Annotated in this window: 22 protein-coding genes; 10 read left to right on the top strand and 12 right to left on the bottom strand. The window is 41.9% G+C overall.

Annotated features, from left to right (window positions below):
- Positions 1–117 precede the first annotated feature (117 nt).
- The 4 genes from aroQ to H6G05_RS07975 form a co-directional block, all read right to left on the bottom strand.
- Positions 118–555: a type II 3-dehydroquinate dehydratase gene (gene aroQ, locus H6G05_RS07990; RefSeq protein WP_190577670.1), complete on the bottom strand. Its 438-nt coding sequence runs from the start codon at positions 553–555 to the stop codon at positions 118–120.
- A gap of 36 nt (positions 556–591) precedes the next feature.
- Positions 592–918 (bottom strand): BMC domain-containing protein, encoded by a 327-nt coding sequence (locus tag H6G05_RS07985; protein WP_094528709.1) that lies wholly within the window; start codon positions 916–918, stop codon positions 592–594.
- Positions 919–1233: 315 nt separating this feature from the next.
- Positions 1234–1755, bottom strand: coding sequence for a DUF1499 domain-containing protein (locus tag H6G05_RS07980; protein ID WP_190577669.1), 522 nt, complete (start codon positions 1753–1755; stop codon positions 1234–1236).
- Positions 1756–2051: 296 nt separating this feature from the next.
- Positions 2052–2459 (bottom strand): MAPEG family protein, encoded by a 408-nt coding sequence (locus tag H6G05_RS07975; protein ID WP_190577668.1) that lies wholly within the window; start codon positions 2457–2459, stop codon positions 2052–2054.
- Positions 2460–2494: 35 nt separating this feature from the next.
- Between H6G05_RS07975 and H6G05_RS07970 the strand changes: the two genes are divergently transcribed.
- The 3 genes from H6G05_RS07970 (at position 2495) to tyrS (ending at position 6723) form a co-directional block, all read left to right on the top strand.
- The gene (locus H6G05_RS07970) at positions 2495–3355 is read left to right on the top strand and encodes a hypothetical protein (RefSeq protein ID WP_190577667.1); all 861 of its coding nucleotides are present in this window, start codon (positions 2495–2497) and stop codon (positions 3353–3355) included.
- Between the two features lie 197 nt (positions 3356–3552).
- Positions 3553–5259: an ABC transporter ATP-binding protein gene (locus H6G05_RS07965; protein WP_190577731.1), complete on the top strand. Its 1707-nt coding sequence runs from the start codon at positions 3553–3555 to the stop codon at positions 5257–5259.
- Between the two features lie 255 nt (positions 5260–5514).
- Positions 5515–6723, top strand: a complete 1209-nt coding sequence (gene tyrS / locus H6G05_RS07960) for a tyrosine--tRNA ligase (protein ID WP_190577666.1) — start codon at positions 5515–5517, stop codon at positions 6721–6723.
- A 43-nt stretch (positions 6724–6766) separates the two neighbouring features.
- Here the strand turns inward: tyrS and H6G05_RS07955 are convergent, their stop codons facing one another.
- On the bottom strand, positions 6767–7372 hold the full coding sequence (locus H6G05_RS07955) for a hypothetical protein (RefSeq protein ID WP_190577665.1): 606 nt from the start codon (positions 7370–7372) through the stop codon (positions 6767–6769).
- A gap of 184 nt (positions 7373–7556) precedes the next feature.
- Positions 7557–8741, bottom strand: coding sequence for a hypothetical protein (locus H6G05_RS07950; RefSeq protein ID WP_190577664.1), 1185 nt, complete (start codon positions 8739–8741; stop codon positions 7557–7559).
- A 361-nt stretch (positions 8742–9102) separates the two neighbouring features.
- On the opposite strand from H6G05_RS07950, the gene tilS reads away from it, so the two are divergent.
- A complete protein-coding gene (tilS, locus tag H6G05_RS07945; RefSeq protein ID WP_190577663.1) occupies positions 9103–10104 on the top strand; it encodes a tRNA lysidine(34) synthetase TilS in 1002 nt (333 codons plus the stop codon).
- 25 nt (positions 10105–10129) lie between these two features.
- Here the strand turns inward: tilS and H6G05_RS07940 are convergent, their stop codons facing one another.
- The 3 genes from H6G05_RS07940 to H6G05_RS07930 all read right to left on the bottom strand — a co-directional run bounded on the left by H6G05_RS07940 (position 10130) and on the right by H6G05_RS07930 (position 14799).
- A complete protein-coding gene (locus H6G05_RS07940) occupies positions 10130–11731 on the bottom strand; it encodes a CPBP family intramembrane glutamic endopeptidase (RefSeq protein WP_190577662.1) in 1602 nt (533 codons plus the stop codon).
- A gap of 46 nt (positions 11732–11777) precedes the next feature.
- Positions 11778–12098, bottom strand: coding sequence for a quaternary ammonium compound efflux SMR transporter SugE (gene sugE / locus H6G05_RS07935; RefSeq protein WP_190577661.1), 321 nt, complete (start codon positions 12096–12098; stop codon positions 11778–11780).
- 313 nt (positions 12099–12411) lie between these two features.
- On the bottom strand, positions 12412–14799 hold the full coding sequence (locus H6G05_RS07930) for a heavy metal translocating P-type ATPase (protein ID WP_322096337.1): 2388 nt from the start codon (positions 14797–14799) through the stop codon (positions 12412–12414).
- Positions 14800–15252: 453 nt separating this feature from the next.
- Between H6G05_RS07930 and H6G05_RS07925 the strand changes: the two genes are divergently transcribed.
- The 3 genes from H6G05_RS07925 (at position 15253) to H6G05_RS07915 (ending at position 17263) form a co-directional block, all read left to right on the top strand.
- The gene (locus H6G05_RS07925; RefSeq protein WP_190577660.1) at positions 15253–16137 is read left to right on the top strand and encodes an MBL fold metallo-hydrolase; all 885 of its coding nucleotides are present in this window, start codon (positions 15253–15255) and stop codon (positions 16135–16137) included.
- 170 nt (positions 16138–16307) lie between these two features.
- On the top strand, positions 16308–16793 hold the full coding sequence (locus H6G05_RS07920) for a thiol-disulfide oxidoreductase DCC family protein (protein WP_190577659.1): 486 nt from the start codon (positions 16308–16310) through the stop codon (positions 16791–16793).
- Positions 16790–17263 carry a TspO/MBR family protein gene (locus H6G05_RS07915; protein WP_190577658.1) on the top strand — a complete coding sequence of 158 codons (474 nt, stop codon included), beginning with the start codon at positions 16790–16792 and terminating at the stop codon, positions 17261–17263. The genes H6G05_RS07920 and H6G05_RS07915 overlap by 4 nt, the downstream gene beginning before the upstream one ends.
- 24 nt (positions 17264–17287) lie before the next feature.
- Here the strand turns inward: H6G05_RS07915 and H6G05_RS07910 are convergent, their stop codons facing one another.
- Together H6G05_RS07910 and H6G05_RS07905 are read right to left on the bottom strand one after the other, a co-directional pair.
- Positions 17288–18091 carry a sterol desaturase family protein gene (locus H6G05_RS07910; RefSeq protein WP_190577657.1) on the bottom strand — a complete coding sequence of 268 codons (804 nt, stop codon included), beginning with the start codon at positions 18089–18091 and terminating at the stop codon, positions 17288–17290.
- A gap of 200 nt (positions 18092–18291) precedes the next feature.
- On the bottom strand, positions 18292–19848 hold the full coding sequence (locus H6G05_RS07905; RefSeq protein ID WP_190577656.1) for a radical SAM protein: 1557 nt from the start codon (positions 19846–19848) through the stop codon (positions 18292–18294).
- A gap of 808 nt (positions 19849–20656) precedes the next feature.
- On the opposite strand from H6G05_RS07905, the gene egtD reads away from it, so the two are divergent.
- From egtD to H6G05_RS07890, 3 genes are all read left to right on the top strand, one after another.
- Positions 20657–21676 (top strand): L-histidine N(alpha)-methyltransferase, encoded by a 1020-nt coding sequence (egtD, locus tag H6G05_RS07900; protein ID WP_190577655.1) that lies wholly within the window; start codon positions 20657–20659, stop codon positions 21674–21676.
- A 15-nt stretch (positions 21677–21691) separates the two neighbouring features.
- A complete protein-coding gene (gene ovoA, locus H6G05_RS07895) occupies positions 21692–23017 on the top strand; it encodes a 5-histidylcysteine sulfoxide synthase (protein WP_190577654.1) in 1326 nt (441 codons plus the stop codon).
- Between the two features lie 77 nt (positions 23018–23094).
- Positions 23095–23589, top strand: coding sequence for a DUF427 domain-containing protein (locus tag H6G05_RS07890; RefSeq protein WP_190577653.1), 495 nt, complete (start codon positions 23095–23097; stop codon positions 23587–23589).
- Positions 23590–23723: 134 nt separating this feature from the next.
- Here H6G05_RS07890 and H6G05_RS07885 read toward each other — a convergent pair whose 3' ends face one another.
- Positions 23724–24566 carry a class I SAM-dependent methyltransferase gene (locus tag H6G05_RS07885; protein WP_190577652.1) on the bottom strand — a complete coding sequence of 281 codons (843 nt, stop codon included), beginning with the start codon at positions 24564–24566 and terminating at the stop codon, positions 23724–23726.
- Positions 24567–24570 lie beyond the last annotated feature (4 nt).

Raw genomic sequence — 24570 nt, 5'->3', positions numbered from 1 at the left:
TTCTTTAAATAACCGAGACGATAGCAACACACCTAAAACCAGCCAAATTATTTCCATGACTAGTTTGTTATTTCAACAACAGATCCAACTAGAGGCGGCGCAAAATTATTGTCTTTACTATATCGGTTTTAAATGATTCACTAATGCGCGTAAGCCTAAACGATAGCTCTCCGCGCCAAACCCACAAATCTGCCCAATCGCGATCGGTGCAATAAATGAATGATGGCGAAATTCCTCGCGCTTATGAATATTGCTGAGATGTACTTCGACGGTAGGAATATTCACTGAGGCGATCGCATCTCTAAGCGCCACACTCGTATGCGTAAGCCCACCAGGATTGATCAAAATTCCTTGCTGTACCTGAAAAGCAGCATGAATTTTATCAATTAGCACACCCTCATGATTGGATTGCAAAAAGCTCAACTCTGCGCCTAACTCTATTGCATCTTGAGTTAGGCGATCGTTAATTTGTGTCAATGTAGTGCTGCCATATACCTCTGGCTCTCGCAAGCCGAGCATATTGAGGTTTGGTCCATGCAAAACCAGAATTTTCATTCTTTAAATATATTTTTCCTTTTTTCCTTTTCCTGATTAACGAAACTGCTCCATAGCTTCGCTAAATTGCATAGTCTTAGTAATTACTTCGACATTGGCATGGGGACGAGGAATTACAGTAGCCGACAAAAATAGAGCCTTATCCTTGGAACTCAAGACTTCAATTTTTTTAGCTGCTTCTACACCTGCGGCGACAGCTTTTTGGACATCGCCAACTGGTCCACGGATGATAATGGTTAGGCGTGCGCCGCTTACTTTCTCGTAGCCCACAAAAGTTACATTCGCGGCTTTGACCATTGTGTCAGCGACGGAAAGTGCGGGAGGATGACCCAGTACCTCAACCAAACCAACTGCGATTCCCATAAGATTTCCTTGAGCTTGTAAATAAGCTAGTTAAATAATCAAATAACGGTTTTTTATCAATATCAATCATAAATCTCAATGGTATCGATTGAGTGATATGCATTGTTTATTTGCGATATAACAAAAGATAAAGAGCGCACAAAGTGCGCTCTTTATCTTTCCTAAGATTATTGGGATAATTCTACTGATTTTACAGCAATGACTAGTGACGTGAATCCTCAGAGATACTGTAAAAGTGTTGTTTTGCAACACTTTTACAGTATCTCTGAGTTTGGGTTTTCAAAAAACAAAATGGCGTAGCCATTTTGTTTTTTATTAAGCAAGTTGGGTGCGAATGGCTTCAACGCGATCGCGGTTGACTCCAAGATCCGACTTACCTAGACGAGAAGCTGAACGTACCTCAATAATACCTTTGTCAGTATTGAGGTAAAACTCAACATCATCGACATAACCCATGAAAGCACTAGTAAATTCAGCGTAAATATAGTTACCTTCGGCGGTAATAATTTTGGTGCGGGGCATGTTTTCAATTACCGCCTTAAGATCTGCTAACGCCTTAGCAGGATCGCCTGTGTAAGTTAAAGGTGCGATCTTATGTTCTGCGTCGGTGCTTTGGCTAGAGACACAGTTGGGAGAATCGGGGCAAGCAAGCAGTTTGCCATCGGTTACACCGATATTTGTAGGACGTGTGCCAGAAAAAGAAAAAATTGCCATAGGTGTTGCGATCGCAGAATTTAGAGAATAGTTGAGTGTATGTGCCGAAGCAGCAGGGACAAATCCGAAATAAGCAAGGGTAACAAAGTATAAGCTCGCGGCGATCGCGACAAGTTTAGACATATAGATATTGTTAGTTTCGCTGAGTATTTATACGCAAATGATTATGACACCTATAGACTCTTTCTATCCATCCATCAATAGGAACAAGGGGCTTAAGCCCCTTGTCTGATAACGCTTGCCTACTCACAAATAGCTCTGCAATCAAGTGCAATTACCAATTAAAGCCCTTAAAGTTGCGCCCCGCAGGGGCGCAACTTTAAGGGCTTTGGCAATTTGAAACAGTTTAATTGAAAGTATTTTTTAGTCCACTTCAGTGGACTTGAGCTTTTAGCCAAGAACTTGAGTTCTTGGCTATTTTAACCAGCAAAGAATAGTCCCTGTACAAGGTTAAAAAGTGTGCCAAAGAGGAGAGCAAGGGTCGATAAAGAAGCGATCGCATTTCCTGCGGCGCGTTTGCTGGCTTCAATATAATATCCCCACGCATAGGCGATGCGTCCCACAATCCATACAGCACCTAAGATTGCCCCCACATTTGGGTTCACAAAAATACTGAATAGCCATAGGGCTGGCAGAAAAATTACAATTTGCTCCAATGTGTTTTGGTGAGCGCGATAGACTCGCTCGAAGTCTTCGTTGCCTGTAGTTTGGGGAGGCATAATTTTGTATTTAACCCGCGCTACGCCCACACCGATACCTAAGCCAAAGTAAAGGAGCAATGCACCGATCGTAGCGATCGCAGGAAATACGAGAGTTTTGATGTCCATTTAGTTAAGATAGTGGCGATATGTCGTTTTATGTTATGCCAAAGTTTCAAACCTATATCGGAATTTTCGCGATCGCGGGATTGCTTTTTAGCTGTCAGCAGACTCCAGTGACTAGCCCGACTGCACCAACTAATAATCTTGCGACTGAAAAAGCAATTAGTTATTTGCGATCGCAGCTTAATCTGTCGCCTAATGTAGCGATCGTGGCAGAGTCTCAAAAACCGCAGCTAGCAAATATTAGCGATTTATGTCAAACCTCGGCTCCGACTCAAGAGGGATTGGAAATCAAACTGATTGCTGAAGATATGCGCTACACCTTGCAGACCAATCAAGATGCTAGCAAAATTGAGATTTGCGGTTCTGAGGATGCTAAACCCGAAACAACAGGAAAATACACAGGTACAGGTTATACCCTCCGCTATCCTGCCGACTGGCAAGCGATCGATCTCGGTTTAGAAACTTCAGGGGCAAGTACAGTAATTTTTACACCTAGTCGAGATATTGCTAAGGGACTAAATAAAAATGATTTAGTGAAACAACTACAACAAAAACAGCAAATCTATACGGTGATATCAAGACAACCGATTGATAGCAAAGCGATCGCCTCTAATAGTGCTGAAAATATCACAGATCTAAAAGAAGTTCCTTTTGATCCCAAAGTCAAAGGGGCAAAGTCTGGCTCGAAAAAGGAATTCACCCAAAAATTTGCAGGCGAGACTGGTGATTCGTCCAGTAACTCCACAGGCTGGAAAGTCAAAGTATTAACTCTGGAAGCCAATAAATTTATCTATACAGTCAGCTATTTCCAACCTGATGCTCAAAATGCTTCTAATAGCCCAAATTCCACAGCATTTGACCAATTTGCCAATAGCTTCGCTCTCATTCCCACAAATTAGGATTTAGATGGTTATTACAGCGTCCGTGCTGTTGGACAGCGATATCGCATAGTTTATGCTGATGATAGGCAATGCGATCGCGGCGAGTTGGTGCGATAAAGTGAGAAACTTATCTTTGGTGAATTGCAAACATTTGAGCTACGAGTTTGAAACAACGATCTTTAGGGAAATCTTCAAAGCGCTCTTCCTACTGGCAGATGCGAGATTACGTTTATCCCCAACGTTTTCTCATTGCTAAAGCATTTTTATGCACGTTAGTCTTTATCGGTACAATGCCTCTACTTGCTGAACTTTTAGGGCGAGTTGCTCAAGCTTTAGGCAAGGGGGATGTCAATGCGATTATTCAGATCGCCATTTTCACCGTAGTCATGTTTGTGTTTCGGGGCTTGGGGCAGTACGGACAGGACTCGATGATGGCTCAGGCAGCTTTGAATGCAGCAAGAGATTTGCGTGTGGATGTGTACTCCCATTTGCAAACCCTTGATTTGGATTATTTTGCGGAGTCGCGTACTGGAGATTTGTCCTATCGATTGACTGAAGATATTGATCGCATTGGAGAAGTCATCGGCAAGTTTTTCCATCAATTCATTCCGTCAGTCTTGCAATTGATTTTTGTACTGGCGTACATGATTTATTTGAACTGGATTTTAACCCTGACTACGCTTGCCGTTGCACCCCTAATTGCTTTGTTAATTGCATGGTTTGGCGATCGCATGTTGAGCCTCAGCCGTCGCAGTCAAGATCAAGTTTCCAATCTCGCTGCCTTACTATCTGAAATTTTTAGCGGCATTCGTCTCGTTCGTGCCTTTGCCACAGAATCCTATGAAGTCGAGCGTTTTAAGCAAGAATCAGAACAAAATAGCCGTCGTAAATATGCCGCCGATCGCGTCAGAGCCATCCAATATCCTGTAATTGGCTTTTTGGAAGCCGCAGGCATTTGTTTTCTGTTTCTACTTGGTGGTTGGTTGATTTCTAATAAATGGTTGCTTCCTGAGCAGTTTGTTGCTTTTGGCGCAGGGGTCGCACTGTTGATTGACCCGATCGCAAATACCACTGGAAGCTATAACGAAATCAAACAAGCTGAAGCTTCTGTTGATCGCATTTTCGAGATTTTTGAGATTCAGCCCGTTGTTACGGAAAAGCCTAACGCGATCGCTCTACCTGAAGTCACAGGCAAAGTCGAATACGTTAATGTGGGATTCCATTATCAAAGCGATCGTCCCGTTCTCACGGATATTAATCTTGTGGCTAATCAAGGCGAAGCGATCGCCCTAGTCGGTGCGTCAGGCGCAGGGAAATCGACGCTGATGAATCTATTGATGCGTTTCCATGATGTCAATACTGGCAAAATCTTAATCGATGGCTACGATATTCGTGATGTCCAAATCAAAAGTCTCCGTCAGCAACTAGCCCTCGTTCCTCAAGAGAATATTCTCTTTTCAGGAACCGTTGCTTCTAATATTGCCTTTGGACAGAAGGCTTACGATACTGAATCTGTAGAACAAGCGGCAAGAATTGCCAATGCCCATGACTTTATTATGGAACTTCCCCAAGGTTATGATACTTGGGTAGGAGAGCGCGGAGTTAATCTTTCTGGTGGTCAGCGTCAACGCATTTCCATCGCTAGGGCAGTTCTCCATAATCCCAAGATCCTGATTCTCGATGAAGCAACTTCTGCACTAGATGCTGAATCCGAAAGCCTTGTCCAAGAAGCATTACAACGTCTAATGCAAGGTCGCACTGTATTTATCATCGCTCACCGTTTGGCGACGATTAGAAACAGTGATCGCATTATCGTTTTAGAACAAGGTCAAATCGTGGAATCAGGAACCCACGATGAACTTCTGCAAAAAGCAGGACGTTACGCTCAGCTACATTCTCGCCAATTTGATACCATAGGCTAAAGGCTCATAATGTTGTGTAACGGTAATTTGCCATGATCTTCAGCTAAAGCTAAACAACAGGGTGTCCAGCAAAGCACTATTGAAATAGCTAGAAAAATGTTGAATCTCTTGGAAGATCTCACAATTTCTCAAATTACTGGTTTATCGATCGCGGAGTTAGAAGCTTTAAAAGCCTCAAACCTTTAGCGTAGTATGATTAAAACCTTGTGATTTCACAAATTTATAGTTAACAAAAATTTTAAGTAACATTTTAGAATGTCTCAAAGCCAACCCAATTTAGCGACCCTTTTAGAAAGAGGCGTTGTCGAAATATTTCCTAATAGCGAATCTGACAACTTGCGCGATCGCATCCAAAAGAGCGATCGCCCCCTTCGCATTAAACTAGGGATCGATCCCACCCGTCCCGACTTGCATCTCGGACATACCGTTGCCCTGCGGAAACTGCGTCAATTCCAAGATGCTGGACATAAAGCAGTCTTAATCATTGGTGACTTCACTGCCCAAATCGGTGATCCCACAGGTCGCTCAGAGGCGCGTCCTCGTCTGACACCTGAAGAAGTTGCTTACAATGCCGAAACCTATCTTGAGCAAGCAAAAAAAATTCTCGACTTTTCCAGCGATCGCTTCGAGTTGCGTCGTAATGGTGAATGGCTAAATAAACTTGATTTGCAGCAAATTATTAACTTGCAGGCAAGTATGACCGTGGGGCAAATGCTGGCTAAAGAAGGATTTAGCGATCGCTACGAAAAAGGCAATCCTATTTACCTGCATGAATTTCTATATCCACTTTTACAAGGTTATGACTCCGTAGCGATCGACTCGGATGTGGAGCTAGGCGGTACTGATCAAAAGTTTAATGTTCTCGTTGGGCGCGATCTGCAACTAAAAGATCCAAATCGCCAAGGCAAACCTGCTCAGTTTGGATTGTTGCTGCCTTTGCTAGTGGGCTTAGATGGCGTACAAAAAATGTCTAAATCTCTCGGTAATTATGTGGGTATTACCGACGAACCACTTTCGATGTATTCCAAACTTGAGAAAGTCCCCGATGCTCTTGTGGATAAGTACTTTGAGTTACTCACCGATATTGATCTCGCAACTCTCCCCGAAAATCCTCGCGAAAAGCAAAAACAACTAGCTTTAGCGATCGTTGGTCAGTATCACAGCCCTGAAGTAGCGCGACAAGCCCAACAGGATGCTGAACAAATTGTCCTTGCAGGTAATACCACCGATCTCGGTGATATCCCTGAATTTGACCTATCCCAAATCAATTTTCCTGCACCCTTGCATTATCTGGTTAAAGCATCAGGACTTTGCAAAAGCAATAGCGAAGCTCAAAGCCAAATCAAAAATGGGGCGGTGAAACTTGATGGTGAAAAACTAGGCGATCGCACATTTGCAAATGTTGAAGAATTATCAGGCAAGGTCTTACAAGTCGGAAAGAAAAAGTTTCTACGCTTAACTTAAAAGAATGACGGCGCATTGCGCCGCCATTCTTTATCTTGAGGAATTATTTCAAGTCTTTGGAGATGGCGGCTAAAGTTGTAGAAAGTGTGGTGACAGTTGCATCGGTGGACATTGCCTTTAGAGCTTCTAGGGCTTGTGCTGCTGCAACAGCATCAGAACCATTAGCTGTGTTCGTAAGTCCATTGACGATCTGATTAAATGACTCAATCGCTAGAAATAGTTTACTGAGGTCAATGCTCTGAGATTGTCCTGATTCACCATTAAAATTACCAGAAACCAGCCCAGTTAAGGCGTTAATCAAATTTGAAGCAGGTGAGCCACTATCAACATTAAGTCCTAAACTCGCAAATTGATTGCTCAAAGCGCTTTGAGCCGCAGCAACACTAGTACTATCTCCATTACCATTGCTCAAAAGTACAACTATATTGCGAATATTAGGGTTGTTTTCAGATGCATTTAACAACGATGTGATCGTATTGTTGATATTAATGCTTAACGAATTGCCTTGAGAGCTAGAAGGGATATTCAACAAAATAGGACTGCTGGAGGTTTGACTCCCTGCTTGGACTGGTACAGTACCAGCAAAAACAGGTGATATCGCCGCAAATGAGATCACAGAAGCGAGAATTGACAAAAATATTTTTTTCATAGAAATTTGGCAGCTAGGTGGTTTTAGAGCGATCGCAACTTAATACCAAAACTAAAAATGGCTACGCCATTTTTAGTTTTAAAAAACCTTACTGGGTTTGTTTTTTAATTCACACAAATGTTGTTCTACTTTTGTGAATTGGTATTATCCGATGAGTTAACATTTCCCAAAGGTTAACTCAAACTTACCTACGTCCAGAGTAGTTAAAGCCATAGCTGATACCAAAGATGACTTGAGTGCCTGCATTACTATTGTTAGTAACATCAGAATATGTCAGGGTCAGGTTTAAAGGGAAAGTGACATCTGGTAAAAAGCCCAACCCGAAGTTTAGCCCTTGTCCAGACCATGCTGTACTCACACCCCACTGAGGATCAAATTGATAGCCAACATTAGCAAAAATGCCGACTCCATCATTGCTAGTAGACTTGCGATAAGTGCCACCACCAACACCAATAGTTGCGACTAAAGGCTTAGGACTTTCAGCATTAGTTGGATCAGTCAATTGAGAAATAGTTGCTGCTCCGTACACTGAGGAAGGAGTACCACCTGCATTTGATCCATAGTTGGCGAAGTTGGTCCAACCAACAGCAACAGCCGCTTGAGTGGCGGAATCTTGATAGATAGAACGATGCACTTTGAGATCAAAGGAGCCGTTAGAACCAAAGTTCCGAATACTATTGATATTGAAAACACCTTCTACTGCAAAATACTGATTAGCATCTCCTAGTCCAGTCCCGACAGAGATACTGCCATCGACAGTGTCTCTTGCTCGACCAGCAGTTGAGCCTAAAACACTGATGAAGGCATCACCTGTTTGCAGACCGAAAGCAACAGGAGTACCAGCATTCAACGAAGGAGTATAAATTTGTCTGAATACGTTCGGAGATGGTGGTTGAATTGGTCGAATCAGTAGTTGTTGCCGAATGATGTCTGGAGAGTTGGATGTCGCATTTCCCGTTTGGGCGATATCTGTACTAGCTTGGGCAATTTCTACAAGATTAACATCAGGTTTTGTGGAGATGGAGATAGAAGAACTCCGATTGAATGATGGGGGGATAGCCACAACATCTATCCGAGGTTTTAGATCCTTTGCAGTATCAGGTAACTTGTTTTGGAGAACTGGTACTTTGGCTACGCCCGTTTTAGGAGTTTTCTTAGCAGTTGTAGAGCTTCTTGTCCCATTCTTAGAAGTATTCTTAGAAGTATTCTTAGGCGTTGTGGAGTTGTTTACTTTGCCTTTAACAACTTGCGAATTGGTTACTTTAACATTCTTCGCAACTTTCGCCTGTGCAGAGAGTGCATTGATTGGTATAAGCGCCATAAATCCCCAGACTGCACCTGCGGACACCAGCATTAATTTATTGATCATAGAGCTTCCCTTTTGCATTTTGTATATTCCTCACCCACAAGCTAACTTCGCTGTATTAGCAGAAATCGTGCAATTCTAGGCTTATATAATCGGAACAGTAGAGAAGCGATCGCTTCTCTTTCACACAACACAAAAATGCAATACTCTTTTAAGATCTTCGCACGATTTCTCTGATGCTGAAGGCTTTAGATTGTATATTATTATGCCATTAATAATCAGGTTTTGTCAGAATTGTCAGCAATGAGCATTATAAAAAATAGTTTTTTGAAAGCCTGCTGTAGGTTGTAGTGTTTTCAGTGCCTGCGGCGCTGAAAACACTACATAATGAGAATTGCTGCTGAAGTTCACTAAGCAATAAATCTTGAAATCTAATCATCGGTTTACAAAACTATTACGGGCTAACTTAAACGCTGTTTTGCGATCGCAGCCAGAGATATTACCCAAAAATGCAAGTCTTTTGGTTGGGGTTTCTGGTGGACAGGATTCGCTATGTTTAGCGAAGCTTTTGCAGATGCAAGGGACGAAGCTTAACTGGAAATTAACGATCGCCCATTGTGATCATCAGTGGCGTAGTGACTCAAGGGCTAATGCTGAGCATGTTGAGCGTATTGCGAAGGAATGGGGAATTGCCTTTTGTTTGAGAACAGCCGAAAGCTTGCTCACCAGTGAAGCTGAGGCTCGACAATGGCGCTATGCCATGCTGGTGGAGATGGCGAATAATCACAACTGTGCTTATGTGGTTACAGGACATACGCGCAGCGATCGCGTTGAGACATTGCTGTATAACTTGATGCGTGGGAGTGGAGCCGACGGCTTAGCGTCCTTGACTTGGATGCGATCGCTTACTGATGAAATTAAGTTGGTGCGTCCTTTGCTCAATGTCAGCCGTCATGAAACCTTAGGATTTTGCCATGAGCAGCAAATTCCAATTTGGGAAGATAGCACTAATCAAAATCTAGACTATCGCCGCAACCGTTTACGTTTAGAAACGATTCCCTATCTGCAAGAGCATTTTAATCCGCAGTTAGAAATGGCGATCGCACAGACTTCAGAACTTTTGCATAGCGATGTCATCTATTTGGAGTCGCAAGCGAGGAGTTTTTTTGTAGATAATATGACGGTGCTTTGGGATGATCATGCGCCTCGTTTAAATCGTCAACGCTTACAAGAACAACCTTTAGCTTTGCAAAGGAGGATTGTGAGACAGTTTTTGTCAAGGTATTTGGTGCATCAGGTGAATTTTGAGGATATTGAGCGTTTTTTAGATTTGTTGATGGCTCAAAATCGATCGCAGAGCGCACCATTTAAAGGCAATATTTCCGCTTTTGTGGAACATCCTTGGATTGTTCTGCATATTTGCTAGAAGGTTTGCTTAGCAAACCTTCTAGCTATTTACCGCCGAGGGCAATCAATGCAAAGAAACTACCGCTATTCCAGAGGCAGTGTAGTAGCATCGAAGAGAGTAAATTCTTTGATCGCCAATAAACAAAACCCATCACCATTCCTAAAACACTGAGGGGAATAATATCCGCGACATTTAAATGGGCTAAGGCAAAGAAAAATCCACTTAAGGCGATCGCTCCCCAAACTGGTAAAAACTTGGTTAATGATGGTAATAGAAATCCGCGAAATAGGTATTCCTCAAAGAAAGGTGCAGCGATCGCAAGGGTTGTCCAGAGTAGAAACTTGGGCAGATCATTTTGGCTCTCGGTCAAGATTGGTAATAAAGGATTGCCGCCGCCTTGTCCTTGTAGGAATTTTTGGCTAATTACAGAAATGATCAACACTAAGGGAACTGCGGCAAAATATCCGCCAATTCCCCATGCTAACCATTGTGGCGACGTGATTTTGATGCGAAACCAGCCTTCGGGTAAAGGACGGTAGGCGGCAAGGCTAGCCTGTAAAATTGGCAGCATGGGAATAACGGAGAGCGTATAGGGAATTAAAACTAGTAATGCTTGAATGGTGAAATCTTCACTGGCTCTTGATTGAAGCCCTAGGAACTCAAAAATCAATGGCAATACTAATTGAGTCATCAAGCAAAATGCGGTAAACCATAGCACCATCACTTCCCAAGTTATCTCAATTCCCCAAGGCACTTGCCAACTGATTTGATTAGGATTTTGGTCAAGGTCACTTTTGCGATGGAATGGCGAAGACTTACGGAAGAAAATCCATTGCACCAATAAGCCTAACCACACTAAGATCCCCACGCTGCCGCCGATGAGGGGAATAGAGTTAACGATTACTAAACGATTAATTGCTAAGTTGACTTCTCTTTGGGCTTGTTGTTCGAGTTCAGGTAATTTCTCATCTCTTTGTTGAGATTGATAGAGTTTAGTCAGTGCAACTTTGCGATACCAGCCATCAAGGGTGCGCTGAATCTGAGTTTCAGCATTAGGAAATAACATCGTTGGCTCTGACCATAGCCCTTTGAGAATCTGGGCAGTTAATCCATAGCTACTCATGGATTCTCCCTCTAATGCTGCCACATCTTCCCATGTGGCGATCGCCCCTTGAATATCCCCAGTCTGCATTTGCAGAAGCCCTGCACGAATACTTATTTCACTGACGCTAGTTAGTTTCTTTTGCTGTTGTTTCGAGATAGCCTGTGGATCATAGCCGCCTGAATCTGGAGCTAGCGCTAGGCGATCGAGGCGAGTGAGTGTGGATTTATTGGCTTTGAGAACTTCTTGATAACTGCTGAGCGACTGTTTATAAAGGTCTTGAGGTTTACTCTCACCGATCAAGACTTGGAAGATATCATCTTTTTGGGAATGATCTTGAGCATTCTCTGTTTTTTGATCTTGAATTTGTGTGGCTTGCAAAATCAAATCAGTTTGGAGCAAATCTAATTTTGTCTGCTCCTGCGGATTATTCCAGCTTGCCTGTAAAGTGAAAACAATAAATAAAACAGACAATAAGCTGAGAATACTTAATAGTAATGACTTAGCATTCAAAGATTTTTCATGCAGAGGCTTAGAATCCATTCTTGTACTTCAGGCGATAGGGCATTGCAAAGCAGCGATCATCCTATCATTTTGACCCTGTAAATCGCAAACCGACAATACCCAGCACAATGAGACTGATGCAGATAAATCTTGATAAATCACGGGATTCACCGAGAAACATAGAACCCACGATCGCTGTTCCCACTACGCCGATCCCTGTCCAAACTGCGTAACCAGTGCCTACTGGTAGGGTTTTTAAGGCTTGAGCTAATAGGATAAAGCTAGCTGTGATCGTTGAAATGGTGAGGAGGGTAGGTAATGGCTTTGTAAGCCCTTCGGTGTATTTCAAGCTACTTGCCCAGACAACTTCCAATAGTCCCGCAATTATTAAATTAATCCAATCCACGGTGTATTCCTTAATTGATTTGTAAATAAAAAACAAAAATCTGTAGGGGTTGAGCATTTGCGCCAATATTTTTATACTCCCCACAACAATCCTGAATCGCAAATGCTCAACCCTCTTCGCGTTCAACGATAAATTGTCCCTGCGTTGTGGGGTTAGGGCATAGCATTGATAAATTGTCCCTACGTTGCGAGGTTAGGGCATAGCATTCCCAAATTAAAACAGTCTAAAAGAATGGATTTCTGTGGGAATGCTATGCCCCTACATTAGGGCTTTTTGCAAAAAAATAGGTTGTACAGAGCTTTCGCTGCACAATCTATTTTTTTCTGGCTCGTAATGATAGCGAACTTAAAACCACGCTTACAGAACTAAATGCCATTGCTAAACCTGCGATCGTCGGGTTGAGAGAAATACCAAAACTGGGATAAAGAATTCCTGCGGCGACGGGAATCGCTAATGTGTTGTAAGCAAAAGCCCAAAATAGATTTTGGCGAATTTTGCTGAAGGTGGCGCGACTGAGTTCGATCGCTGGGACAACATCGCTAATGTCATGACGCATTAACACAATATCAGCAGTTTCCATAGCCACATCAGTTCCAGAACTGAGGGCAATGCCGATGGTGGCACTGGCTAAGGCTGGCGCATCATTAACTCCATCACCAATCATCGCCACCCGCTGACCTTCTCCGATTAATTTCATCACCGTGGCAGCCTTGCCGTCGGGCTTGACTTCAGCGATCGCCCTTTCGGGGGGAATACCTAACTGGTTAGCGATCGCCTTGGCAGTTTCTTGGTGATCACCCGTGAGCATCCAAACTTGTAAGCCCATCGATTCGAGTTGGCGAATGACTTCAGGAGCTTCAGGCTTGAGGCGATCTCGCATGGCGATGATTCCGACTAAGCCCAATTTACTGACCCCAAGGGGGTCAGTAAATTGGGTTGCGACAAAAACTGGAGTTTTGCCAAATTCTGCTAAATTCTGTGATCGCTCTAACATCTCGTCAGAAATTTCCACTTGGCGATCGCGCAACCATGCACTATTACCCACCAGAATTTCTTCTCCTGTGGTCAGTATCGCTTCCACACCGCAGCCCGTCACAATTTGCGAAGATTGTGTTGGCAGTAACTCGATATTTAACTCTTGAGCCTTAGTGATCGTCGCTGCACCGAGAATATGATTTGCACCAGTTTCGGCACTGGCAGCTAGTTGCAACAACCGTAAAGCAGAAGCTGGGACTTCGCGCTCTGCGACCATACTCTTAAAAGTAGTTTGCTCAATCAGTTTGCGCCCAAAAACAATTAAGTCATTGGTGATCACATCGGTAACTTCAGGCTTACCAGTTGTCAAAGTGCCTGTTTTATCAAAGATCACCGCCGATAATTGATCGATCTTTTCCAGACTTGCCCCACCTTTGATTAAGATGCCCTTTTCTGCGCCAATTCCCGTGCCGACCATGATCGCTGTTGGCGTTGCCAAACCGAGCGCACAGGGACAAGCCACTACTAAAACTGCGATCGCTAATTTCAAACTAAACACAATTTCGGCATGGAGCAATCCGTACCATGTCAAAAATGTCAAAGCGGCGATCGCCATCACTGAGTAAGCAAAATATCCTGCTACGCGATCGGCTAGATATTGAATCGGGGCTTTGCTTGCCTGCGCTGATTCTACGAGCGAGACAATCCGCGCCAAAGTCGTTTCCGAGCCAGTTTGCAAAACTTGGACTGTAATCGCACCTGTCAAATTCAAGGTTCCCCCAGTGACTCGCGCCCCTAATTGCTTAGCTACAGGGTTTGATTCACCCGTGAGCATTGACTCATCAACGCTAGAACCACCACCAATAATTTCGCCATCAACTGGGATTTTTTCTCCAGCCCAAACCACGATGCGATCGCCTACTTGCAAATCTTCTACCGCCATTGGTACTTGCAGATCGCCATCAGTGCTATTGATTAATAATCTGGCGCTAGCAGGTTGCAACTCCATCAAAGTGCGAATTGCATTTGAGGCTTTGCCCTTAGCGCGTTCTAACAGAGCTTGTCCCAGCAGCACAAAACCCAAAAGCATTACAGGCTCTTCAAAAAAGCATTGCCAATTTAACTGCGGTACAAATAAGGCGATCGTGCTAGCTAAATATGCCGAAATTGTCCCCAACCCCACCAAGGAGTTCATGTTGGGGGCACGATACCACAGCGATTTCAGTCCATCCCACCAAATCGGACGACCAATCCAGCCGAGGGCTATGGTGGAGACTAACCAATGGGCGTACATATTGCCAATCAAGGGCAAATCAGCAACACCAATCAAGCCTAAATGTCCGACGATCGCCAAAATCACCAACGATGCGGGGATTGCGATTTCTTTGGTCAGCCCGAACCAAGAATTTTGAGGGGGATTTTTAGATACAGCATTGCGAGAAGATTGGCGATCGCCTTTATTAATCAACTCCGCCGCAAAACCTGCTTTGGCGATCGCCTCAATCAATTGTGGTGCTAAATCCTGTGGCAAGCTTTCTCCGCCATAAACCACGGTTGCTTTCTCGGTTAGTAAATTCACACTTGCCGCCTTTACCTCGTCACAGGCTAGCAAACGCTTTTCGACTGTTGCCACACAACCCGCACACTTCATGCCTGCGATCGCTAGGGTTAAGGAGCTAGACTGGAGGGTAGGAGATGCTGTTGCTATTGATTGAGTCAGTACCACAAACTTGTATCCAAAATTTATAAAAAATCTATATTTGAAGAACCTATTTTTTACAGGCGCTGCAAAGCCTCACTTGTAAAAAAACATTTTTGTAATTTTGCTAGTTCCTCACGATGTCTATCTGTCGCTAGCTAGTACTAAAAGCTGATAGCCACAAAGCAATACATAGGGTTAGCATATACCCAAATCTAATTTGATTGGTTGGGTAATTATTTTGATACAGCGTTCTGACATTTTAATCGTTTCCTACTAATCTTGCCGATTCTATGGGACTGCTAAAATTAAAGGTGTCTAGATTTAAAGTTTAGAAGTGCAGTACATCACTGCTATTCATCCTAGACAATAAATTGCCGCAACTGATGAACAACGTAGTTAAGAGTCACAAGATCTGTAATTTTCTAGGTTTTCAGACTTGCCCCAATGGTTCAAAATTCTCTGACAATGAGTTAGCTAATGTCCATTTCTGACAGCGAGTTCTCTATTCATTTTTGGGGTGTGCGTGGCAGTATAGCTACCCCTGGCCCAACCACAGTGCGCTATGGTGGCAATACCCCTTGTGTAGAAATGCGTTGCCAAGGTGAACGTATTATTTTTGATGGGGGAACGGGGATTAGGGTTTTAGGACAGCATCTGTTAAAGCATATGCCGATTGAGGCGAGTATTTTTTTCACCCATAGCCATTGGGATCATGTTCAGGGGTTTCCATTTTTTTCGCCTGCTTTTGTGAAAGGGAATCTGTTTAAAATTTATGGAAAGATTGCGCCGACAGGGCAAACGATGCAGGAACGTCTAGAGGAACAGATGCATCATCCTAATTTTCCTGTGCCATTAAGGGTGATGGCTTCATGTTTAGAGTTTTTTGATGTTGAAGTTCCCAGTGTGATCGAGGTTGGGAATGGGGTCACTGTTGAGACAGGGATGTTGAATCATCCAGGGGAGGCGACGGGTTATCGAGTGAGTTGTGGCGATCGCGTGGCGGTTTATGCGACGGATACTGAACATTTTAGCGATCGCGTTGATGAAAATTTGGTATATCTGGCGCGAAATGCTGATGTGTTAATTATGGATGCTACTTATTCCGATGAGGAATATTGGTCAAGCTCCAGTCCCAAAATCGGCTGGGGGCATTCGACATGGCAAGAGGCGATCAAAGTTGCTGAAGCTGCCAATGTGAAGACTCTCGTAATTTTCCATCATGATCCTTTGCATAGTGACGATCAGTTAGATGAGTTTGGGCGGCTAGCTCAAGAGAAGTTTGCGGGAGCGGTGATGGCTAGGGAAGGCATGTATATTTCTATTCCTGTTCGCACAGGTTCCAAGCCTTTAGTTAAAGTTTGATAAAGGCTTCCATAAAACAAAGAATTATATTTTTGATGGCGCGGCGAAGCCGCGCCATTAATTCTAAAGGAATAGATACGACGCAAAGCCTCGTATCTATTCCTTTGTGCAAAGATAAATCCAAAGCGATCTCGATAAAATAGGGCTAGAAACTACATCATCCGAACCAAATGCTATCTCCACAGGTAACAGACAAACTCGCCCCTCAAGCGTCCACATGGAAAATTAAGTTGCTATACGATGGCGCATGTCCTCTCTGTGTGCGTGAAGTTAACTTTTTAAAAGGCAAAGATGGCGATCGCGGTTTGATTAAATTTGTGGATATCGCCGCCGATGACTACGATCCTGCTGACAATGCGGGGATTGATTTTGAGACTGCCATGGGACGGATTCATGCAGTGTTGCCTAATGGTGAGATCGTTCAAAATGTTGAAGTATTTCGCCAAACCTATGACATTCTAGGCATCGGTTGGATCTATGCAATTACCAAATTGCCACTAGTCGGGAGCTTAGCCGATGCACTTTATGGCGTTTGGGCAGACTATCGCCTTTTACTAACTGGTCGCGCCGATCTCCAGACTATCGTTGCTGAACGTCGGCAACGTCAGCAAGGTTGTACTGATGGCTGTGCGATCGCCGATCAGGAAACATCATGATTATTACTTGGCTAGCGATCGCGGTTGCTTCCTTTGTTGGTGGCTTTGCCCTTAACAAACTTTATCCTGCTGACTACAAATGGTTTATGCGATTGCGTCGTCCACGCTGGCTCACCTTTGAAGGCGCAATTCCCTTTATTTGGATATCGATTTTTATTTTTGGGATTACATCAGCAGCCGTGCTATGGGAAACCCAACCCGCCACAGCTAACACATGGTTGCTGATGCTTGGCTATGCGATCTTAGAAATTGCAATTTTAGCCTATACCCCAGTGATGACCCGATTTCGCAATGTCAGGTTAGGGGCAATTGTAGGCGCGATCGGTTTTATATTAGGGTTAGTTTTAACAACTAAAGTTTGGCAAATTTCCAGCTTGGCAGGATGGCTATTAGTCCCCTATTTGCTTTGGAGTCCCATCGGCACATATGTAACATGGGTAATGGCAAGACTGAATCCACCTGAGATTTAACAATATCAAACTTTGCTCAACTGCTTAGTGTAAGTAGTTGGTAGGAAATAAAATCCCTTGTTTTCTTGTATTATTAGCCAGTGTTCCAAATATCCGATCCCAGAAGCCTTGAATGCCATAGTTACCTTTAAAACAGGTATGATGACGGTCATGAAAATCCGACGAAACGAAGAAAATCGATAGAGAGCTATGCCCTTCTAGGTTATAAAAATTACCTACGATAGTCCAAGCACAGATCTGAGAGAGATCGCATCCAAATATAAAAACGGGTAAAAGATCGGTAATTGTTGTAATTATGTACTCAGATAAACTTTTATGAGAAGCTACAAAACTGGATGAGTCTCGAAACTCATGATGTTTAAGATGTATTTTCAAGAAATATTTATGCAAAATATAATGACTAATATAGAAACAGAAATCGGCAACAACTATTCTCATTAAAAACCATACAAAATTGAGGGATAAACTATTTCCTCGATGTACTTCTGGTGCTAGGGAAAGTATTATAAATGCGGCAATTAAAGATTTTAATTCTCCCAAAGCAATTCCTTTCAGAGTGAAATTGGGAAAATCTTGTCCCTTAACTTTAACAACCCGAATATTGAGTTTATCTCTCCAAATCTCATTCTTTTTGAGACATTTTTCAATTAGGAATCCTATCCCATAAAAAGAAATAGAGCCTACCATATAGTACATCAATACCTGAAACTCAAAAGGTATTTTAATATCTTTCAGGAATAAATAAAAAAGCTGTTGGAGTAAAGTACATATAACTGCAATCTTGATAAAGAACTCAATTTCAGGTAGAAAGCCAAGAGTTTTTCTCATATTTAAGTAAGTCTTACACTGCGTATCATTTGTGCTATGGAAGTGAGTTTGATAAGTATCTTTTTCAAAATCAATTTTTTGTCAAAAGATGATATATGGAAGTCCTAAATCATTTATAGATTTTTGGGTTTGTGGAAGCGTATCCCCGAAGGGGGTGCGCTTCCACAAACCATTTAGGATTTGTATATCTGTTTTAGCGTTTAGCCAAAATTTGCTAATGCAATTTTTGAGTCGTTGGAGGAAGCGGTGCTAACTAGTCCTGAATATTCACCGCTATAGTTAGTAAATGAAGATGAGGAGCGACGAATCTTCGATAGGCGAATTTGCCAATCGGAAATCTGCTCGTAACTAAGGTGATGAGTATTGCAAGTTGGTGTCCATAGACCTCCCCAAACACAAGAATCTTCAAACTGAAGCAACCCTAACTTTCGTAAGTTATGGGATTGCGGAGTTCCCGGTAATGGAGCAATACTGTAACAAGCTATCTGAAACTCGACTTTAGGGTTGATCTGTACCAATTCATCCACAAGTTCTGAGATTGCTTCCTCAAGACGTAGCAAATCATCAATATCATCATCGGGTAGACCAATAATGATGCCATAGGCAATGACAGGCACGCCAGTTCTGACGACAGATTTCATCAATGTACAATGCTCTTGCCAAGGGAGGAGTTTCTTGTAGGCTTCTCTTCCGAACACAGGACGCTCAGCAGGGATATAGGCTAAAGGACAACCAACTTTTCCATCCCAGCCAAATAGGGCTTCAATTATTTCCTCATCAGGTCTAAGGTCGGTGCTTTCGTAATTACGTCCAGCGCCTAAGGTCGTTTTCCTCAGTTCCAAGCCATTAGGCCACATGAGAGAGATGCCCATTTCCCTCGCCCCATTGGTGATTTCGAGGATTTCATCTCTTCCTCCGGGAAATAGTGTCCGCGCAAGGAACTGATCAGAGCCAATATTGATGGAAACCGCCCCTGCTTCTTTTTGTATCTCTAACCATTTGAGGGCGGTTTGGGGTGTCATGCGTCGATAACCAGTACCGTAGGTAGGGGTCATACAAAAATCGCAGGTGCGATCACAACCAATGTCAGCCACCAACGAACCAATTGGCACTAAACCTTGGACATTGGGAAGTACACCTAAACAATCGCGTGCCACTTGCACCGAGGGTAGCGCCCATTCATCAGGACTTTTCGCTTTAGTTTTCCGAGCATACTGTTTACCATCAGCAAAAACGACACCCGTTAGCTCTTCTCGTAGGGGCTTGCCCAGTACATAATCAAAAATCGCCCAATTAGCTGCTCCTGACTTATCTAGAACCACTGCTGCTGCACCAGCCTGCAAGTAGTGGTGTGGTTCTGCTACGGCATCCGAACCACCAACAACAATTGGGCGATCGCCCTTAGCTAAATGTTTAATTAGCAAACAACTAACTTGACGATCTTGAGAAAAGTTGACTGTAATGCCCCAAGCATCGAAAGCCTGTGGATCAATAGCAAAAATATTTCCCCCTACAAATGTTTTCCGTAGGGTCATCCCTTTCCAAAAAATCTGTCCGAATTCTTCACTATAATCTCCATCTCTGAGATTAACTAATCGGGCATCGAATCCTCCTGCTTGCAAGTCAGCTATTAAAACTTGTTTACTAATTAAAGATCTATTTCTATATAGAGAAGTCCAATTTTTCCCATCTGCATCATATAGACCTGTCGCTGGAACTTCTATTAATCCAATTGTTGGCTGTTTCTTTTCTATCATAAAAAATAATTTTTTGTTGATTAATTGCTAAAAACTATGACAAAGAAATTTAATTGTGTGAGATGCTAATAACACAATTAAATCAATAAAATTTTGCTGCAAAATTAGCCTAATGGCAATTACGCCATATAGACTCATCAGCATCTATTCTTTTAGTTGGTTGGCGTGAAATATGTACTTTAAGACATATCCCCCCGTTAGCTAACCAATGTCTGAATTGTTATCTAAAATCAAGTTACTAGTATGAAACCAACAGAGGCAATACTAATGGTTAATAACTATATTTTATTCTGTATTCTAAATTTGTATCAATTGATTTAAATTTAAAAAAATTAATAATTGGCAATTATTTGAAAATCATGATACTTGTCAGGGAAGGTTCTGAAATGCCCATTTTATGATAAATGCATAAATTACATTTATTACGCTTTCAATGTCCCGTATCTAGATCTTGTCAAAATTGAGATTTTAGATTACACTTCAGTAATTATTGCGTTTACGAAATATAAGGGTTAATGAGATCGTGGGGGCGATCAATCTTAATATTGATATTAATTTCAATAATTAAAGATCGGCAATATGTGTCTTATTGATATATTCGCTATGGGTTCTTGTGGGTAATTATGTAACATGAGTCATGGTAAGGCTTAATCACCCGAAATTTTAGATAGCTATAGCCATTTATGTTAGGACATAAACCAAAATGGATTTACAAGGTTTTGCACCATAAATCCATTTTGGTTTAACCGTATTCATCTAAACAAGCTCATCCATCGTATATACATCAACAATAGTAACTAAGCCAAACATGACAGTTAAACATTTAAAGATTCTGCATCAACATAACGCAAACACAAATCAAACCTTTGAGAAAGATGGTCATGATGTTGTTCAGGGATTAACCAAAACTCGCAAAAACCTTCCTCCTAAATACTTCTACGATGATCGCGGTTCGGAATTATTTGAGCAGATTTGCGATTTACCTGAATATTATCCCACCCGCACCGAAGCATGGATTCTTAATCAATATGCTAATGAAATTGCGACAATCACAGGTTCCTGTGAGTTAGTAGAACTAGGCAGTGGTAGCTCTACAAAAACCCATTATTTATTAAATGCTTATCAAAAAGTAGCTAGCTCATTAACTGAAGTAATCCCCGATGCCTTTAGCTATATTCCTATCGATGTGAGTGGTGGCATTCTTAAAACTACGGTTTTACATTTACAACAAAAATATCCTGATTTATCCATTGAAGGACTGATTGGCACATATGACGAAGCGTTATTTCACTTGGGAAAAAACCATTTGCGATCGCGGATGATTTTCTTTTTAGGTAGCTCGATTGGTAACTTCACAGAATCCGAATCTAATGATTTTTTAGGTAAGGTTTCCCATGCTTTGACTCAAGGTGATTATTTCTTATTAGGGATTGACTTGCAGAAACCGAAAGAAATCTTAGAAGCTGCTTATAACGATAGTCAAGAAGTAACGGCTGCCTTTAACTTGAATATGCTTGCCCATTTAAATTGGCGATTTCAAGGTGATTTTGATCTCGATTTATTTAAGCATCAAGCCATTTATAACGAAGTCGATCATCAAATTGAAATGTATTTACATGCGCGATCGCCCCATCAAGCATCTCTCGAAATACTTGATCTCAAGGTTCAATTTGAAGCAGGTGAAAGCATCCTGACTGAGATTTCGCGTAAATTTGACTTAGAAAAAGTTCAAGCACAACTGCGATCGCAAGGTTTAGAAACAGTCAAAATCTGGACAGATCCCCAAAAATGGTTTGGCTTAGTTCTTTGTCAAGTTCCCCATAATTAATATTGCTTTAATTCTATGCAACCACCAAATCTACACCGTTGCGATCGCTCAGAAATTCTTGCCTATTTTCAAAGAGCTTGGCAAATTGAAGATAGCTTAATGAAAAGTTTGGTTAATCCAGAAACTTTTTATACAAATCCCGATCCCTTACGCAATTTATTGATTTTTTATTTAGGACATTCGGCAGTCTTTTATATTAATAAATTAGTCAAAGTTAGCTTATTAGATCAACGCCTAAATCCTGATTTTGAAAGGCTTTTTGAAATTGGAGTTGATCCAGAGAAACCCGAAGAAATAGCCAATATTTTTGATAATCTTCGCCAAGCAGAAGTTACAGCAGTTTGGCAATATCGCGACCAAGTTTACAACGTAATTTCTGAGCTAATTAATAACTTAAAAAACATTGATCTGCCGATTAATTCAGAGCATCCCCTTTGGGCGTTGATGATGGCGATCGAGCATCAGTATATTCACATCGAAACCTCTTCGATGTTAATTCGCCAGTTGCCTGTTGATCAACTGCAACGTCCCGAAAGTTGGCAATATGCTCCCGCCAATGGCTACACCACGGCAAATGAAATGATTGAAGTCACAGGTGGTGAAGTACGACTAGGTAAACCTCAAGATTCAAATATCTATGGTTGGGATATTGAATATGGCGATCGCACAGTGACTGTGGCGACTTTTCAGGCAAGTAAATATCTAATTACCAATGCTGAATTTCTCGATTTTGTCAAAGATGGCGGCTACGACAATCAAGCCTATTGGCATGAGCAATCATGGGCTTGGAAAGTTGAGAATCAGATTAAGCATCCTAAGTTTTGGATTCCTGACGCTGATAGCTATAAATATCGCGCCATGTTTGATGAAATCGCGATGCCCTTTGAATTTCCTGTGGAAGTCAATCATTATGAAGCGATCGCCTATTGTCGCTGGAAAGGAAATCATACGCGCCTGATGAGTGAAGCTGAGTGGTATCTGGCAACCTATGGTTCTTTTGAACTTACTCAAGCATCAGATAGCCAAGTTGAGAATTACAATCTCAATTTAAAATTTGCATCCCCCCATCCCGTTGGTTATCTACCTCAAGCCAAAAGCGATGTAGGGCTATACGACTTGCGCGGTAATGTGTGGGAATGGCTCAGCGATCATTTAACGCCACTTACAGGATATAAGCCGCATTATCTCTATGAGAATTATTCTGCGCCATATTTTGATACGAAGCACAATATGATGGCAGGCGGCTCATGGATTACCAGTGGTACGGAAGCTGAGAAGTACTACCGCAACTGGTTCCGTCCCAACTTCTATCAACACGCAGGTTTCAGAGTAGCCATATAAAATCTGACACGCTTTGCGTGTCAGATTTTATATGGCTTATTTGTTTTTAATGAGAGCGCAAAGCGCTGGAGAAAATAATGCATCCACAAAGAATTGAACCACAAGCAGGTCAAGAATCCGTATGGGACTATCCCCGTCCTGCAATTTTAGAAGATACGACGAAATATATTCGCGTTATCTGTAATGGCATCGTTCTTGCCGAAACCGATCGCGCTAAGCGAGTTTTAGAAACCAGTCATCCGCCTTGTTATTACATTCCCATTGAAGATATTAAAATGGAGTATCTGATCGAGACTTCGCGGCGGACAAGGTGTGAATGGAAGGGAATCAGCCAATATTATGATATTGCGATCGCTGATAAATACATCCAAAATGCGGGCTGGCGATATTCTATACCTACTCCTAATTTCGTGGATATTCAAGATTCTATAAGTTTCTATGGCAGCCTTATGGACGCTTGCTATGTGAATGATGAGCTAATCACGCCGCAAGCTGGTGATTTTTACGGCGGCTGGATTACATCTGATATTGTGGGGCCATTTAAAGGCGAGGTAGGTACTTGGGGCTGGTGATTGTGTATCCACAAATAAGTTTTCCGATTCTTTCACTGTCACGCCAAATTTTTCTTGTATTTGTGAGATCGTTTTAAATTTGCTGTATGACATCGGTATTAACCCTAGATTTACGATTTCTATTGCTTCTATCTTTACTCTATTGAATCAAATAAACCTGGGATTTTAGGCTGTATCATGTCCTGTATTTCATCATTGGTATATGCAAGACGTTCTAAAATTTCTCTCCCTCTGTTGCTACTGATATCGTGAAAATTATACTTTGTGATTCTTGGATATCCCATCTGTCCATTTTTATCCCAGTTTGTTCCGAATAAAAAGCTCCATTGATGTTTATCTTCCGATTCTCTGATTTGCCAATGTTTCTTCGGCACATTTCTTATGTAATCAGTTAATCTCTTATAAACATCAGAAGAGTCTGACTTTAAACAGCGTTTTACATTCGTTGCCGAAAAGTAGATAAGAATATCTATGGTTTCTAGATATTTTCTGCCTTTGAATACTTTTGATAATTGATCAAAGGGAGGAACTGTGCCATTTTCATCAGAGTACAGCAACCCATATAATGCTTTCTTGTTATTTTGAGAATGAGAATACAAAGACTCTGAAATATTTTCAAGTGCTAGCTTGTTATCGCAAGAAAAATAATGAGCTTGACATGAGAAACCAGAAACATTTCGCTTTAATTCTTCTAGAACTGAATCTTTGATATCGACAAAATAGCATGAAGAATTAACCTTTTTGGATTCTGCTTGTTTCAAAAAAATTATAGGGCTTCCTTCTCCGTAAGCTTCACTGATGCCAGTACCAGCATTTAAGTCAATATAGTGGTAGGTATGGGATAACCAAGCTTTATCTTGATTTCCTTTAAAAATCCCTTTGCAAATGCCAAGGTGAATATCTATGAAATAATCAAATTGTTTCTGTTTTGCAGAGGTATTTTTACTGAAACCTTGTCCAGATGGTGTAATTGGCATCCTA

It is taken from the genome of Phormidium tenue FACHB-1050, assembly GCF_014696925.1.
Taxonomy (GTDB): Bacteria; Cyanobacteriota; Cyanobacteriia; order Pseudanabaenales; family Pseudanabaenaceae; genus Pseudanabaena.
This window is presented reverse-complemented; position numbering and strand designations above follow the sequence as displayed.